The following is a 15,173-nucleotide window of genomic DNA, read 5'->3' as shown; positions in this document are numbered from 1 at the left end:
TCTAAACAATGATGTTTCCATCTATTAACTGATTATTCCACGAAATATTTTTCAAATCCTTTTGATTATCGAAATAAAAATCCAGTCTTCCCAGTAAGATCCCGGCCCAACCTACCTGATTGACAATCACATTCTTCCCCGCTTTATTTTGAAAAGTCAAAGGCTCCTTCAAAAAAGTATGGGTGTGACCGCCCAAAATCAAATCTATCCCCGAGGTTTTGGCAGCCAGATGCTTGTCCGATATTTTCGCAGGATCATCTTTATAATCAAATCCAATGTGGGACAGGCAGATCACGAGATCACATTTTTTATCTTTCCGAAGAAAATCTGCATAGTGCTGCGCAATTTCGATCGGGTTTTGATAAATCGTTTCGGCATAATTCTTCTTACTCACCAAGCCATTCAATTCAATCCCCACCGCAAAAACGCCCACTTTGATCCCGTCTTTGCAGAAGATTTTGTAAGCCTCCGTTTTGCCGTCTAATAGGGTATTTTTAAAATCATAATTGGAGCAGATGAAGGGGAACCTGGCATTGGGCAAGACTTTCAGAAAACCTTCCAAACCGTTGTCGAAATCGTGGTTTCCCATTGTAGAAGCGTCGTACTTCATCATACTCATCAGCTTGAACTCCAGCTCGCCACCGAAAAAATTGAAATAAGGCGTTCCCTGGAAAATATCGCCCGAGTCCAGCAACAAAACATTTTTTTCTTCGGAGCGGATTTGTTGTATTAATGAGGCGCGCCTTGCAAATCCGCCTTGGTTAGGGTTCTTGGTGTAAGACGAGTCAAATGGCTCAATCCTGCTGTGCTGATCGTTGGTATGCAAGATGGTCAGTTTGTAAGCCGATTTTTTATTGATAGAATCCAGTTGATCGGCCAACAGAAGATTGGGAGCCAATGTTAAAGCAAGGCTTCCGGCGCCAACATATTTTAGAAATTCCTTTCGTTGCATTATTCTTCGGATTTTTTATTTTTGAAAATCAATCGCACATCATTGGGTGCAGAAATTTCGGGATTTTGCTGGAACTTTTCCAAAAAAAGATCACGCATTTTGATTCCGGTTGAGATCAGTTCGCCTTTGCCAAAAAACAACATATTATCACCGCCCAAAGCCAGATAATCCGAAGTAGCAATGTAGTATGTTTTGTTGTAATCTATGGCTTTTCCGTTGATTAGCTTCTGAGAAAGTTTTCCATTTTCCGTTTCGATGATGAGGTGCGATACCGGATTATTCTTTTGGGTTTTCAAATAATAATCAAACAGTCCTTCCATACCTTTACCGCTCATTTTCACGATCACGATTTCGTTTTCAAAAGGCATTACTTCGTAAATCTGTTTGGTTTGGATGTCACCTTTCGGGATGATCGTCCGGATGCCGCCGATGTTGATGACGGCCGCATCTACCGGCGGCCGATTGTTTTTCTTTGCCCATTCATCGGCACCTTCAAAGGTGTAATCTGCCAGCAGATTCCCAAGATTGCTGTTGTCTCCGGCTTTCGTCAGTTCTACATTCGTGTGGGAGATGACGGTGTTCATCTTGCCTTCCAGCTCTTGCTTGTAGGGCTGGATTGCCGCATTCATCGCTTCATTTTCTTTGAGCTGATCGGTAATGTAAATATTCTTTTCGGTATGGATGTTTGCGACATTAAGCGGCGTTTTGCAGCTTATCATCAGCAATCCGACGATTCCGAATCCCAAAAGTCTGTTTTTCATCGAGAAATATATGACTACAAATCTAATGATTTTAGATTTTGAAAACTAACTGTTTAATTAGCATCTTCGTTGCCGAATCATTAATTCTTGGAGAGCAGCAGCAAGGTTTCGTCTTTGCGAAGACCGAAAAAGATATCTTGACCAAAAGTTTTGATTTGAACTTGGAATCCCGCATTTGCGAGCCGTTTCGCCAATCCATTTACCGAATAGATTCTCACGTGATCTTTTTGTCCAAAGTATTTCAGCCGGTCTTCATCGGTTTTCACTTCCGGATCTTCATAGATTTCGCCTTCTTTGAAGGGCGTCTGCACAAATATTTTTCCTTCAGATTTCAAAACTCTGTACAATTCTTTCATGGCTTTGGCATCGTCGTCAATATGTTCCAAAATATGATAGCAAAAGATGAAATCAAAAAACCGTTCATCGACGGCAAGGTCGGTTATGTCATATTGATATTCAGAAATGAAGTCGGTGGACAAATCGGTGGGATAATATTCTATGTTCTTGATCGATTTTAATTTTCTGTACAAAGATCTGGACGGCGAAAAATCCAACAACCTGACTTTTTCTTTTCCCGAAAATTCCTTTTGAAATTCGATAAACAAGCGCCTGTCTCGGGGCATACTTCCGCAACTTGGACACAGCTTTTCGCCACGCTGATTCATCAAAAATTTCCGAAATTTCTTTTCGCAAATGGGGCATTGATGGCTGTTGCCTCGATAAAAAATATAGATAAATCTCCTGAAGAATTGTTCATTTTTGATTAAAATATTTTTCGGGACTAATTTTTTCAGCGTGTTATAGGGCATTTTTAGATTTTCAGGATGGGAATTTGCTTTTTAGATAAACACAAATATAATGTTTGTCCTTTTACGAAAATAGATTAAATTTGAGAAAATTAAAGTACTAGTAAAAAATGGGTCATTTAAAAGGCGTTGGTGTCGCTTTGGTAACACCTTTCAACGAAGATCTCTCCGTAGATTTTGATGCTCTTACCAAGCTAATCGATTTTAATATAGACAACGGAATCAATTTTCTGGTGGTTTTGGGAACCACAGCCGAAGCTGCAACGCTTTCTAAGGAAGAAAAGGAGCAGGTCATTGCGCACGTCGTCAAGATCAACAACAACAGATTGCCGCTGGTGTTGGGAATTGGCGGAAACAATACGGCAGAAGTGAAACAGCAGATTCTGGATGCCGATCTTTCCGATTTTGAGGCCGTCTTGTCGGTTTCGCCGTACTACAACAAACCCAATCAGGAAGGGCTTTATCAGCATTTCAAAGCCTTGGCGGAGACCGGCGCAAAAATTATCATTTACAATGTTCCCGGAAGAACGGGTCAAAATGTGGAAGCCGCGACAACTTTGCGATTGGCAAACGATTTCCCAAATCTGATTATGGTGAAAGAAGCCTCACCAAATATCCTGCAATATTTTGACATTCTGAGACAGAAGCCAAAGCATTTTTCGCTGATGTCCGGCGATGACGAGTTCACTTTGCCCGTGACTTTAGCCGGCGGCGATGGCGTGATATCCGTCATCGGGCAAGCCTATCCCAAAGAGTTTTCTACAATGGTAAAACTGGCGCTGAACCGCGAAGTGGACGAGGCTTACAAAATCCATAACTCGCTGGTAGAAATCACCAGGCTCATCTTTGCCGAAGGAAATCCGTGCGGCGTGAAGACCATCTTGGCAGAAAAAGGACTGATCAAAAACCATCTAAGACTTCCTCTTGTAAAGGCTTCGGCAGGATTGCACGAAAAAATAAAAGCCGAAATGCAAAAACTTGCGTAAAATAAAAAATCAGGCTGTTTTTTTTCTAAAACTTATGCCCAATTCATCTCAGTTTGAATGGGAGATCTGTTCTTGAAAAACAACGGCTCCTTCACGGTCGTAATACGTGCAGGTGTCGGCGTTCAAATCCACGATCCATTTGAAAATGCCACTGTCTGCGCAATCTTTGCAGAATTGGAAGAAGTCTATATGGCCTTGCCGGTAATGGCGGAGCGCTTCCAAAAATTTTGGCGGATTGACGATGCCGTAGATCAGCAATGGTGCATACTGCTGTGCAGCAGTAACTTGCGAATCGTCCTCGCCTTTATAAATTGTAGAGCCGTCTTCTACGAAAGTCTCAATGGTGCAAACGCCCAATTCTTTGATTTTGGCGGCAAATTTTGGGAAGTCTTTTCCGCTTTCTATTTCAGAATGCGCAGTTTCTATTTCGGCTAATGTGAACATCATTGGTCAGTTTTGATTGGTCTTTGTCTTTTTTGAAATTTCTCGGATTTCCTTTAGCAGCAACTGGAAACCCGGCTTTGCCATACCCACGTGGTCAAACCCATCTTCTTCCAGCAATTTGACCGAAGGATGCTTTACCAACTCCAACATTCTTGCCAAATAGGCGTTTTCTTCATAGCGTCCGAACAGCTCCAGTTCTCGGTCTCCGGTGATTAGTACGATCGGGGGCGCTTCTCTCCGGATATGAAATAATGGGGCATATTCATCAATCGTAGGCTGCAATTCCGGGATTCCTTGTTCTTTTCTGATTTGAAAATGTGTGATGGCCTGGCCGCTGAAAGGCACCAACCCCGCAATCTGATCGGCATCGATTTTATATTTGGCCAAATATTTTTTGTCCAATGTAATCATCATGGCTAAATATCCGCCCGCGGAATGTCCGGACTGGAAGATAAGATTTTTGCTGCCACCATATTTTTCGATATTGCCAAAAACCCAGGCCGTGGCTGCGGCTGCATCCTCGATGTAAGCCGGCGCCTTCACTTTGGGAGCAAGCCGATATGCCACACTTACTACAGCGATATTTTCATTTAGTAGTTCCTTTGGCAGCTCATTGCTGCCGCCGGTCAATCCGCCACCGTGAAACCAGATGACGGTTGAGAAGTTTTTGACATTGGTGGGATAATAGAAATTCAGCTTGCATTGAGAATTGATATAAGCATCTTTTTGCGAAATATTTTCAGGGTAATAGGCAATATTGTTCTCTGTTCTATATTCTGTCTGAGTAAATGCTAATGCAAATACAAGAATTAAAATAAGGCTCAAATGTTTTCTTAGCATTGTGTTTTTTTTATAAAAATTTAACTTCTACTTTGCCCGATTCGTGATAGAAAAAGCCGTGTTCATCGTATTCCACATTCGATAGGCCTTCCAAAACATCATAGACCATTTTCTGCAAAACGCCATCGCCGATGCCGTGGATGATTTCCAGATTTTTGATGTGATTTTTCCTGCAGAAATCTATGCTTTCCAGTAGCTTTTCCTTCTGAATCATCAATCTTTCGAAAGCGTCATATTCTGCGGGATTTTTTACGAGAGTTTGAAAATGAAGATCTACCTTCAGAGGCGTTTTGTTGTGCTTTTTAGAAACGTTTTTGGAACTTTCATTTTTCTTGACAATTGGCGAATTTTCATACAATTTGGCGTCGACGAGGGTTAACTTGTTTTTAGGAAAATCATACGTGAAGCCGTGCTCATCTTGGATTTTCACCTGGTCTGCGATGATTTTCAAAATGGTTCCTCTCAGATCATCATCGATGAGAGAAACTTTGTCTCCTACTTTCATGTTTATAATATTAATGATGATTCTTAAAAAAAATCTCCAACCCAAAAGCGCTCCACATCTACGTGCTTCCCAGCTCGATCACTTCCAGATCTTTGATTTCGTCTTTATGAATGGTAAACCGCATCATCGTTCTCACTTTGTGCCAGCCCGCTTTGCCGCAAGCGCCGGGATTAAGGTGCAGCAGATTGTTCTTCTTGTCGTACATCGCTTTCAGAATGTGGGAATGACCGGAAATGAATAATTTCGGCTTTTTGTCGGCAATTTCCTGCTTCGCCAAAGCAGAATATCTGCCGGGATAACCGCCAATATGAATCATCAAAACCGCTACATCTTCGCATCGGAAACTTAGAACTTTGGGAAAAACTGTTCTGATTTTGGCTTCGTCAATATTTCCGAAAACGCCGCGCAGTGGTTTGATTTTTTCCAGAGCTTCAACGACTTCCATACTTCCAAAATCTCCGCAATGCCAGATTTCATCGGCATCAGACGCATAATCGAGAATCCTGTCGTCGATGTAAGAATGCGTGTCGGATAAAAGAAGAATGCGTTTCATTTCTAAAAGTTTGAAATTGTTTACAGCCGAAAGATGATGCCATATTTTAAATAATACCAAAAGACACTGCCGACCAAAATGCCAATTAATCCCATCAAAATCAAAAGCCAAAAAGCCAGCGTTTTGACGCCCTTTTTGTAGATTATCACAAAAACCAATTGCAAAAGAAAAAAAAGAATGACCAAAACCAAAAAGTTGATCATAATCTGCACATCCGACCGGTCTTGACTAAACAAGAAAACCGATACCAACACAAAGATGACGACCATCAGTTTGATGAATTCTGCCGGATCGGAAAGCCTGTTCTTTTTGATCGGTTTCATTTTCTTTTAAGATTTTCGAACTACAAAATTACGAATTAAGAATTTCTTGATAATTAAAAAAAAAGCAGGAAATTTACACCCGAGATGAGATATTTTATAGAATTTGCTTACGATGGTTCGTCTTTTTTTGGCTACCAAATCCAGCCCAATCAGATTTCTGTACAGGAAGAATTGGAAAAAGCATTGTCAACCATTCTTCGTGAACCGATAAAAACCACAGGAGCCGGCCGAACGGATACGGGCGTACACGCCAAGAAAATGTTTGCCCATTTCGAGACCGATCAAAATTTTGGAGAAAATTTGGTTTATCAGCTCAATTCTTTTTTGCCTGAAAGCATCGCGATCAAGCGGATTTTCCCCGTGTCCGGTGATATGCACGCCAGATTCAGCGCCACTTTTCGAACATACGAATATTATATTTCTCAAAAAAAAGATCCATTTTCGGCGCATTCGTCGTGGCAAACTTGGCGTCAGAAGCCATTGAATATCGACGCAATGAACTATGCCTGCAAAATTCTGTTGGAATACGAGGATTTTACCAGTTTTGCCAAACTCCATACCGACAACAAAACCAATATTTGCAAGATCTACAAAGCCGAATGGGAACAGATTGGTAGTCATTTGAAATTTACGATTTCTGCGGACCGTTTTCTACGCAATATGGTTCGGGCAATTGTCGGAACGATGGTCGAAATCGGAACCGGAAAACTGCAGCCAAACGATTTGCGAAAAATCATTGAAGATCAATCCCGAAATTCAGCCGGCGTTTCTGCGCCGGCGCAAGGTCTTTTTTTGGTAGATGTAGGCTATGATTTTTAATACAGATTTCGATGAAGATCTGAAAGTTTAAAATTTTAAAGTCCTATTTTTGCAAGGATTTTTGCGGAATCAAAATTTCCGGAATTAAAAGAAAAAATGAAGAAACAGACAACTTGGGAGGTTATAAAGAGGCTTTTTCTGATTGGAATGAAATTTCGCTCGTGGTTCATCATCACACTGATTATTTCGATATTCCTTGCGATAGTTTCTACGTACAGACCCATACTGACCAAGAATGTTGTGGATATCGACATCGTTCAGCTCAAGGACAAGGCGCAGCTGATGAAGCACATTTATTTGCTCATCGGCTTGGTGATTGCAGAGACTATTTTGAATTTCTTTCTGGTTTTTCTATCGAATTATATTTCGCAAAACGTCATTCGGGATATTCGCGAAAGGCTTTATCACAAATTAATCTATTTCCGAACGGCATTTTTTGACAGAACGCCCATTGGCAGTTTGGTCACCAGAGCAGTTGGTGACGTAGAAACCATTGCAACCGTTTACACAGACGGGTTTCTGATGATTTTCGGAGATATTCTCAGGATTGTGATGGTTTTATTTGCGATGTTTCAGGTCGATACACAGCTCAGCTTTATTTCTTTGGCGATTCTGCCGCTTATGCTCATCATCACGAGAGCTTTTCAGAAACGGCTGAAAACAGCTTTCGCCTTGGAGAGAAGCTGGACTTCTACGCAGAACAGCTTTGTACAGGAGCGCTTGGCGGGGATGCCCCTGATCCAAGTGTTCAACAGAGAGGAAGCGGAATTTAAAAAATTCGACAAGATCAATACCGAGTTGAAGAAGGCACTGTTGAGAACAGTTTTCATCTTCTCATTGTTTTTTCCGGTAGTAGAGCTGATTTCTTCACTTTTCATTGGATTCATCCTCTTTTATGGCGGTTTTATCCACTCTTCGCCGGGCGTCATCATTGCTTTTATCCAGTTTATCAATATGCTGATCCGGCCACTAAGGCAGATTGCGGACCGATTTAATAATATACAGCGCGGAATCGTGGGTGCAGAGCGGGTGTTTGGCATCATGGACGAAGATCAGGCAATGCCGAATAACGGGACGGTGGTACGAAATCATTTTGACGGAAAGATTGAATTTCAAAACGTCCATTTTGCTTATGACGAAAAGCAATTGGTTTTGAAAGGCATCAATTTCCAAGTGAATCCAGGAGAAACGGTCGCGATCGTGGGCGCAACCGGCGCTGGAAAATCTACGATTATCAGCTTGATTACCAGACTATATGATATTAACTCGGGCAAAATATTGCTGGACGGGATCGACATTCGAGATTACGAACTGTATAATCTCAGAAGTCACATCGGCGTGGTGCTGCAGGATGTTTTCCTGTTCCACGGCAGTATTTTTGAAAACCTGACTTTGGGCGACGAAAGCATCACTTTGGAACAAATAAAAAAAGCGGCAAAAGAAATCGAGGTGGACGAATTTATCGAGCAACTGCCGGGCGGTTACGATTATGTGGTGAGCGAAAGAGGATCGTCGATTTCCCTCGGACAAAGACAATTATTATCGTTTTTGAGAGCTTATCTTTCTGACCCGAAAATTTTAATTTTAGATGAAGCCACTTCATCCATCGATCACGAAAGTGAAAAGTTAATCCAAAGGGCGACGGAAAAAATCACGAAAAACAGAACTTCAATTCTGATTGCTCACCGACTTTCAACCATTGAAAAAGCGGACAAAATCATCGTGATGGATCACGGATTGATTGTGGAAGAAGGCACACATCAGGAATTGCTTGCGAAAAATGGATACTATTCTTTGCTTTACAAGGCTCAGGTAGTTTCTCCGGATGCAGATACGCTGATTTAATCATTGAATCTGCTTTATTATTTTAGTTGAAAATATTTGTAATTTTGATTTAAACCTTTTGAAAAAGAACATCGAAACGAGAAAAATAGGATTTTTTCAGGCTTTTATGATGCGAAATTAGATTCAATTCTTCACAATTTTGCCCCTAAAACTCAGCGTTCCGTTCTCATAGTTCATTTGATGGTTTTAGTTTTTAATAGCCTTTTAATCAGATTTTAAAACCTTCCATGCATTTTCGATTTCATTGTTTTTTAAATAATTCTGAGCTAATAAATGTACCTCTTTTTCCGAACAAAAACTTCCGGTTGGTAAAATTTCAATATTGGCAAGCATTCCCAAATCGTTGCCTGTGAAAATATGACTTTGTTTGATCTCATTTGGAAGCCGATCGTAGCCAATTCCTTTTGTAACCAGCGGTTTTGGAACTTCGAAGATATTATTTTCGTTGTTTCGGGAATAGAAATTACTTCCCAATCTCGCAACCAAATCCAATTTTTTTTGGTCCAGATTTCCAGCTTCGTCGAGATATTTTTCCTTGATATGAATTTTTACAATTTCTGCAATCACGAGATTTCCCGCGCCTCCCAGATTCCCCAAAGATTTAATTTCCATCACTTTGCACTCAAAATTAACCGGCGATTCTGCAATCAAAGGTGGTTTTACAATGTCGGCTGGCTTCATCGTCAATCCCGATTTGATGAATTCATTTACGCCTTTTTCGTATTCTGTACTGGCTAAGGAAACCTGCTGCACCATTTCGAAATTGACATTTCCGATGACCAATTCCGGCACTTCTTTCAGATTCTCCAAAGTATGTTTGGTCGTATTATCACGGACTCGGGTAGAAGGTGAAATGATGACCACGGGCGGAACCGTGCTGAACATATTGAAAAAACTGAACGGCGAAAGATTGACTTCTCCTTTTGCATTAATGGTGCTTGCCAAGGCAATCGGCCGGGGCGCGATGGCTGTCTGCATCACTTGCTGGAGCTGCAATGCGGAAATATCGGAAGGGATGATTGTTTTCAATGACTTATTAATTTGATTCTATTTTATGGTAAAATGGCAGGCAAAATTTTTCCGGAAACTTCTCCAAAACCAACGCGGATTCCGTCTTTTTCAGACCACGCTCTCATCGTTACCGTATCGCCATCTTCCAAAAATTTTCTTTCGATTCCGTTTTTCAGTTGCAACGGTTTCGTTCCTTTCCAAGCCAATTCCAGCAAGGATCCGTAGGATGTTTCTTCTTCTCCGGAGATCGTTCCGCTGGCGTAAACGTCGCCCACTTCCACATTGCAACCATTCACGGTGTGATGTGCCAATTGCTGGCACATATTCCAGTACATGCATTTGTAATTGCTTTGCGAAATCAGGTTTTCTTCAGAATTTTCCGGTTTCAAATAAACTTCAAGATGGATGTCGTAATTTTTGTCACCATCAAATTTCAGATAATCCAAAACTTCCGGCTCCTGCTTCGGAGATTCAGTCTTGAATGGGTTTAAAGCTTCCAAAGTCACGATCCAAGGCGAAATAGAAGAACCGAAATTCTTTCCTAAAAATGGCCCAAGCGGCACATATTCCCAACTCTGAATATCTCTTGCCGACCAATCGTTGAAAATCACCATTCCAAAAATCGCATCTTCGGCTTCCGCAACCGAAATTCTTTCACCCAAATCGGTATTTTTGTTAACAACGAAAGCCATTTCCAGCTCAAAATCGAGTTGTTTCGAAGGACTGAAAATCGGTTTGTCAGAATCCGCCGGTTTGATTTGTCCGCACGGTCTAACAATGTCTATTCCCGATAAAACGATTGACGAAGCGCGACCGTGATAGGCCACCGGAAGATGTTTCCAATTGGGAAGCAGCGCATTTGCGGGATCGCGGAAGAGCGTGCCGACATTGGTGGCGTGCTGGATGCTGCTGTAAAAATCGGTGTAATTGGGGATGTGCAAAGGCATCATCATTTGAACCTCATCCAGATCGTAAAAACAATCCTCAATGGATCTTTCGTCTTTGGACAAGAGCGAATCTTCGAGCAAAAGCTGCTGTATTTTTTCACGGACTGCGTTTGTAATCGGTTTTCCGAGTTCGATGAATTCGTTGAGCGTATAAGCTTCGAAAACGTTTTCTTCCAAGCCTTTGATGTCATCGAAAAAACCAAGGTCGTACAGCGTGGCCAGATCGATCACGATGTCGCCAATTCTTGTGGCGCAGGCGATAAATTCTTTGTTGAAAACACAGACCCCAAACGGGATATTGTGAATGGAAAAATCGGAGTTTGCGGGATATTCTATGAAAGATTTCATTAAGAATTTAGAGTTTAGATGTTAGAATTAGATAAAAAATTAAAGCATTAAAAATAATGCTTTAATTGAATCTTGAACGATTTGTTTTATAAATTGCCGCGTTTTTCCTGCTCTCTTTCCAAGGCTTCGAAAAGTGCTTTGAAATTTCCTGCTCCAAAACTTTGCGCACCGTGTCTTTGGATGATTTCATAGAAAAGCGTTGGCCGGTCCTCCACGGGTTTGGTGAAAATCTGCAGCAGATATCCTTCTTCATCGCAATCTACGAGAATGCCCAGATCCTGAAGTTTTTTGATGTCTTCATCGATGTTCCCCACTCTGTCCGGGATCATATTGTAATAAGCTTCGGGCGGAGCCGAGAGAAATTCTACGCCTCTATTTTTGAGTTCTGTCACAGTTTTCACGATATCTTTGGTGGCGACGGCAATGTGCTGCACACCTTCGCCTTCGTAGAAATCCAGATATTCCTCGACCTGAGATTTTCTTTTGCCTTCAGCGGGTTCGTTGATGGGAAACTTGGCAAAACCATTTCCGTTGGACATCACTTTGCTCATCAAAGCGGAATATTCTGTGTTGATTTGTTTGTCGTCAAAGGACAGAATATTCACAAATCCCATCACTTTCTCGTACCATTTGACTGTGGGGATCATCCTGTTCCACCCGACGTTTCCGACGCAATGATCGACGTACAGAAGACCGACTTCCGACGGATTATAATCGCTTGTCCAAGGTTCGTAACCTGGCATAAAAGCGCCACTGTAGTTCTTGCGCTCGACGAACATATGAACGGTTTCGCCGTAGGTGTAGATGCCGGACATTTTGACTTCGCCAAAGTCGTCCGTTAAAGTTTGTGGTTCCAGATAAGGTTTGCCGCCCCGTTTGGTGGTTTCTTCGAAGGCTTTTTCGGCATCATCTACCCAAAGTGCAAGGATTTTAACACCATCGCCGTGTTTTTTTTGGTGTTCACAAATTGGAGAATCGGATTGGAGTCCGGAGGTGAGAACCAAGCGTATTTTTCCCTGTTGGAGGACATAGGACGCCCGATCCCGGACGCCGGTTTCGGGACCAGCATACGCCACGGATTGAAAGCCGAAAGCTGTTTTGTAAAAATGAGCCGCTTGCTTGGCATTTCCCACATAAAATTCTAAATAATCTGTTCCGTTGATCGGGAGAAAATTCTCGGCTTGTGCGATTTTCTCGGAAAAAGTAAGTGTTGACATTTTTCTTTTAAATTTAATATCTGACGAGACCAAGATAAGAATTTTTCGGTGAGAAGCTAAGAAGGATTAATTTTCTTATTTGAACCTCTCAAAAGCAGCTTTTTCCAGCATTTCTCTGTCGTCGGGATGAGAAATTTCGATCAAAGCTTTTGCTCTCTGACGAAGATTTTTGCCATAGAGATAAGCCGTGCCGTACTCCGTCACGACATAATGAATATGACCCCGCGTCGTCACGACACCTGCACCTTGCTTCAAGAAAGGAACGATTCTTGGAACGCCTTTTTTGGTTCGGGAAGACAAAGCCATAATGGGTTTTCCGCCTTCGCTGAGAGCAGCACCACGCATAAAATCCATCTGCCCGCCAATACCACTGAATTGATAGGTTCCGATAGAATCTGCACAAACCTGACCGGTCAAATCGATTTCGATGGCCGAATTGATGGCGTGCATTTTCTTGTTTTTCATAATATTAATCGGGAAATTAACGTGCTGAACATCCATAAACGAGACGGCCGGATTATCATCCACAAAATCGTACAATCGTCTGGTTCCGAAGCAGAAACTCGTGATCGTTCTGTTGGCGTGCGTGCCTTTATATTTGTTATTAACAACCTCATTTTTTATTAAATCAATAACGCCGTCGCTCAGCATTTCGGTATGGACACCCAGATCTTTATGATTATTAAGACATCGCAAAACGGCATCAGGGATAGTCCCGATTCCCATTTGGATCGTCGCTTTGTCATCGATCAGTTCAGCCACATTCCTTCCGATTTTCATTTCTTCTTCGCCCACTTTTTCGCCGTAGTTGATGGTCAAAAGTTCTTCCTCGCTCCAAACCATTTTTTCGATTCTTTTGATGTGAATCATCCCGTCGCCGTGGGTTCTTGGCATCTTTGGGTTGACGATGGCGATGATTCTTTTTGCAGTATCAATTGCACTGCGAGCAACATCTACTGAAGTTCCCAGCGTGCAATAGCCGTGAGCGTCTGGTGGCGAAACCGTGATCAAAGCGACATCAATTGGCAGAATTCCGTTTTTGAAAAGAATGGGAATTTCGCTTAGGAAAATCGGAACGTAATCGCCATTTTCACCGTTTACAGCCTCACGAACCGGCCCTGAAGTGAATAAGGAATTAATATAAAAACTGTCTTTATACTGAGGTTTTGCAATTTCTACATTTCCCTGTTGCGTGATGGAAACCATTTCCACATTTTGCAATCTGGAGGCTTGCTTTGCCAACTCATTGTATAACAAATTTGGTGTACAAGCACTGCCGTGTCCGAAAATTCGGTCACCGCTTTTAATGATTGAAACTGCTTCTTCTGCGCTTACGTAATTGATCATTATTTTTAATTTTTAAGCAAAAATAAACCTTAGAACATCATTAAAAAATGAGCGTTATCAGTTTGGTAAAAAGTCATATTTTAAAATATTCCGGTCGCTATATTATAATTTAGAACACAGCTAATTTGACTCCAGCCAACTGGTTTTGTAACCGGAATCTTCCACTTTTATTGCTTCTTCCGTCAGTTTCAAAGGTCGGAATGGGTCAACCATCACCGCGTATTCATCGGTAGATTTTTTTCCGATGCTTCGTTCCATTGCGCCGGGATGCGGACCGTGAACAATTCCGCCGGGATGAAGTGAAAAATCCATCAAATCCACGTGGTTTCTGCTCATAAAATCGCCTTCTGTATAAAATAAAACCTCGTCTGAATCGATGTTTGAATGGTTGTAAGGTGCCGGAATGGCCTGAGGATGATAATCGTACATCCTCGCCACAAACGAACAAACGACAAAATTGTGACCTTCGAAATTCTGATGAACCGGAGGCGGCTGATGAATCCGCCCCGTAATCGGTTCGAAGTTTTTGATATTGAATTTGTAAGGATAAAAATAACCATCCCAACCCACAACATCAAACGGATGCGTGGCGTAAATAAAATCGGTAATTTGGTTTTCTTTTTTCACTTTGATGAGAAAATCGCCTTTCTCGTTTTTTGGCTCTACGAAAGTGGGCGGAACAATATCTCTCTCGCAAAACGGCGAATGTTCCAGCAACTGCCCGAACTCATTTCGGTAACGTTTTGGCGTGTAAATCGGGGAATGCGCTTCTATGAAAAAGAAAACATTGTCTTCAGATTCCAATTCCAGCTGATAAATAGTTCCTCTCGGAATGATGAGATAATCGCCGACTGAAAAATCGATGTTACCGAGCATTGTTCTCAGAATTCCTTTTCCGGCGTGAACAAAAAACAGCTCGTCGCATTCTGCATTTTTATAGAAATAGTCGGTAGATTTTCGTGGTTTTGCCAAGCCCATTTTCAAATCGTTGTTTAGCATCAAAACCTTTCGGCTGTCCAAAAAATCGTCTTCGGCGGTCACTTTTGCGCCTTTTATCATTCTTGGCGTTACGTTTTTCTCGACTGCAATTTTCGGTGTCACGTCTTTTGCTTCGCCGATAGATTTAATCTGAGTTGGGCGATGTGTGTGATAAAGCAACGACGAAATCCCGTGGAAACCTTCAGTTCCAAAGAGTTGCTCGTAATAAAAGTTGCCGTCTTCGGATTTGAAAATCGTATGTCTTTTTGGCGGAATCTTACCCAGCTGAACGTATCTCATTTTATTAGATTTGGCTTTTCTCAAATGTAATATTTTTTTATGACACTTGGATTTATTGATGGAAAGCGCCATTTTTTCCGGGATTTTATTGGTTTTTAAAAATTAAAAAAACCACAAGTTTAGTAGGATTGTCAAAAAAAAACCTCCCGAAAATTGTTCCGGAAGGTGGATTGTCTATTTTTATTATAAAA

16 protein-coding genes are annotated in these 15,173 nt (G+C 41.6%); 3 read left to right on the top strand and 13 right to left on the bottom strand.

Annotated elements, in window-relative coordinates; genetic code table 11:
• Window position 1: 1 nt before the first annotated feature.
• The 3 genes from DTW91_RS03620 to DTW91_RS03610 all read right to left on the bottom strand — a co-directional run bounded on the left by DTW91_RS03620 (window position 2) and on the right by DTW91_RS03610 (window position 2,522).
• Window positions 2–952 carry a bifunctional metallophosphatase/5'-nucleotidase gene (locus DTW91_RS03620; RefSeq protein ID WP_125202056.1) on the bottom strand — a complete coding sequence of 317 codons (951 nt, stop codon included), beginning with the start codon at window positions 950–952 and terminating at the stop codon, window positions 2–4.
• A complete protein-coding gene (locus tag DTW91_RS03615) occupies window positions 952–1,713 on the bottom strand; it encodes a 5'-nucleotidase C-terminal domain-containing protein (RefSeq protein ID WP_125202055.1) in 762 nt (253 codons plus the stop codon). Before DTW91_RS03615 ends, DTW91_RS03620 begins: the two co-directional genes overlap by 1 nt.
• 80 nt (window positions 1,714–1,793) lie before the next feature.
• The gene (locus DTW91_RS03610; protein ID WP_125202054.1) at window positions 1,794–2,522 is read right to left on the bottom strand and encodes a class I SAM-dependent methyltransferase; all 729 of its coding nucleotides are present in this window, start codon (window positions 2,520–2,522) and stop codon (window positions 1,794–1,796) included.
• Between the two features lie 107 nt (window positions 2,523–2,629).
• On the opposite strand from DTW91_RS03610, the gene dapA reads away from it, so the two are divergent.
• Window positions 2,630–3,505, top strand: coding sequence for a 4-hydroxy-tetrahydrodipicolinate synthase (gene dapA / locus DTW91_RS03605; RefSeq protein WP_125202053.1), 876 nt, complete (start codon window positions 2,630–2,632; stop codon window positions 3,503–3,505).
• A gap of 48 nt (window positions 3,506–3,553) precedes the next feature.
• Here dapA and DTW91_RS03600 read toward each other — a convergent pair whose 3' ends face one another.
• Genes DTW91_RS03600 through DTW91_RS03580 form a run of 5 tightly spaced genes read right to left on the bottom strand, consistent with a single transcriptional unit; the run spans window position 3,554 to window position 6,170 of the window.
• Window positions 3,554–3,952, bottom strand: a complete 399-nt coding sequence (locus tag DTW91_RS03600; RefSeq protein WP_125202052.1) for a DUF1398 domain-containing protein — start codon at window positions 3,950–3,952, stop codon at window positions 3,554–3,556.
• Window positions 3,953–3,955: 3 nt separating this feature from the next.
• Window positions 3,956–4,789, bottom strand: coding sequence for an alpha/beta hydrolase (locus DTW91_RS03595; RefSeq protein ID WP_125202051.1), 834 nt, complete (start codon window positions 4,787–4,789; stop codon window positions 3,956–3,958).
• Window positions 4,790–4,799: 10 nt separating this feature from the next.
• Window positions 4,800–5,294, bottom strand: coding sequence for a Smr/MutS family protein (locus tag DTW91_RS03590; protein ID WP_125202050.1), 495 nt, complete (start codon window positions 5,292–5,294; stop codon window positions 4,800–4,802).
• A 58-nt stretch (window positions 5,295–5,352) separates the two neighbouring features.
• Window positions 5,353–5,847, bottom strand: coding sequence for a metallophosphoesterase family protein (locus DTW91_RS03585; protein ID WP_125202049.1), 495 nt, complete (start codon window positions 5,845–5,847; stop codon window positions 5,353–5,355).
• Window positions 5,848–5,867: 20 nt separating this feature from the next.
• A complete protein-coding gene (locus DTW91_RS03580; RefSeq protein ID WP_125202048.1) occupies window positions 5,868–6,170 on the bottom strand; it encodes a hypothetical protein in 303 nt (100 codons plus the stop codon).
• A gap of 84 nt (window positions 6,171–6,254) precedes the next feature.
• Here DTW91_RS03580 and truA point away from each other — a divergent pair, with 84 nt between their 5' ends.
• The gene (truA, locus tag DTW91_RS03575; protein ID WP_125202047.1) at window positions 6,255–6,989 is read left to right on the top strand and encodes a tRNA pseudouridine(38-40) synthase TruA; all 735 of its coding nucleotides are present in this window, start codon (window positions 6,255–6,257) and stop codon (window positions 6,987–6,989) included.
• A 96-nt stretch (window positions 6,990–7,085) separates the two neighbouring features.
• The gene (locus DTW91_RS03570) at window positions 7,086–8,834 is read left to right on the top strand and encodes an ABC transporter ATP-binding protein (protein ID WP_125202046.1); all 1,749 of its coding nucleotides are present in this window, start codon (window positions 7,086–7,088) and stop codon (window positions 8,832–8,834) included.
• 204 nt (window positions 8,835–9,038) lie between these two features.
• Here DTW91_RS03570 and DTW91_RS03565 read toward each other — a convergent pair whose 3' ends face one another.
• From DTW91_RS03565 to DTW91_RS03545, 5 genes are all read right to left on the bottom strand, one after another.
• A complete protein-coding gene (locus tag DTW91_RS03565; protein ID WP_125202045.1) occupies window positions 9,039–9,863 on the bottom strand; it encodes a flavin reductase family protein in 825 nt (274 codons plus the stop codon).
• Window positions 9,864–9,886: 23 nt separating this feature from the next.
• Window positions 9,887–11,140 (bottom strand): fumarylacetoacetase, encoded by a 1,254-nt coding sequence (gene fahA / locus DTW91_RS03560; protein ID WP_125202044.1) that lies wholly within the window; start codon window positions 11,138–11,140, stop codon window positions 9,887–9,889.
• Between the two features lie 86 nt (window positions 11,141–11,226).
• Entirely contained in the window at window positions 11,227–12,357 is a 1,131-nt protein-coding gene (hppD, locus tag DTW91_RS03555; protein ID WP_125202043.1) for a 4-hydroxyphenylpyruvate dioxygenase, read from the bottom strand.
• A gap of 75 nt (window positions 12,358–12,432) precedes the next feature.
• Window positions 12,433–13,704, bottom strand: coding sequence for an acetyl-CoA hydrolase/transferase family protein (locus tag DTW91_RS03550; protein WP_125202042.1), 1,272 nt, complete (start codon window positions 13,702–13,704; stop codon window positions 12,433–12,435).
• 120 nt (window positions 13,705–13,824) lie between these two features.
• Window positions 13,825–14,982 carry a homogentisate 1,2-dioxygenase gene (locus tag DTW91_RS03545; protein ID WP_125202041.1) on the bottom strand — a complete coding sequence of 386 codons (1,158 nt, stop codon included), beginning with the start codon at window positions 14,980–14,982 and terminating at the stop codon, window positions 13,825–13,827.
• Window positions 14,983–15,173: the final 191 nt, after the last annotated feature.

Source organism: Chryseobacterium sp. SC28, from assembly GCF_003932955.1.
In the GTDB taxonomy this organism is placed as follows: Bacteria; Bacteroidota; Bacteroidia; order Flavobacteriales; family Weeksellaceae; genus Epilithonimonas.
The sequence above is the reverse complement of the archived record's forward strand: the minus strand, read 5'-3'. Positions and strand labels throughout refer to the sequence as shown.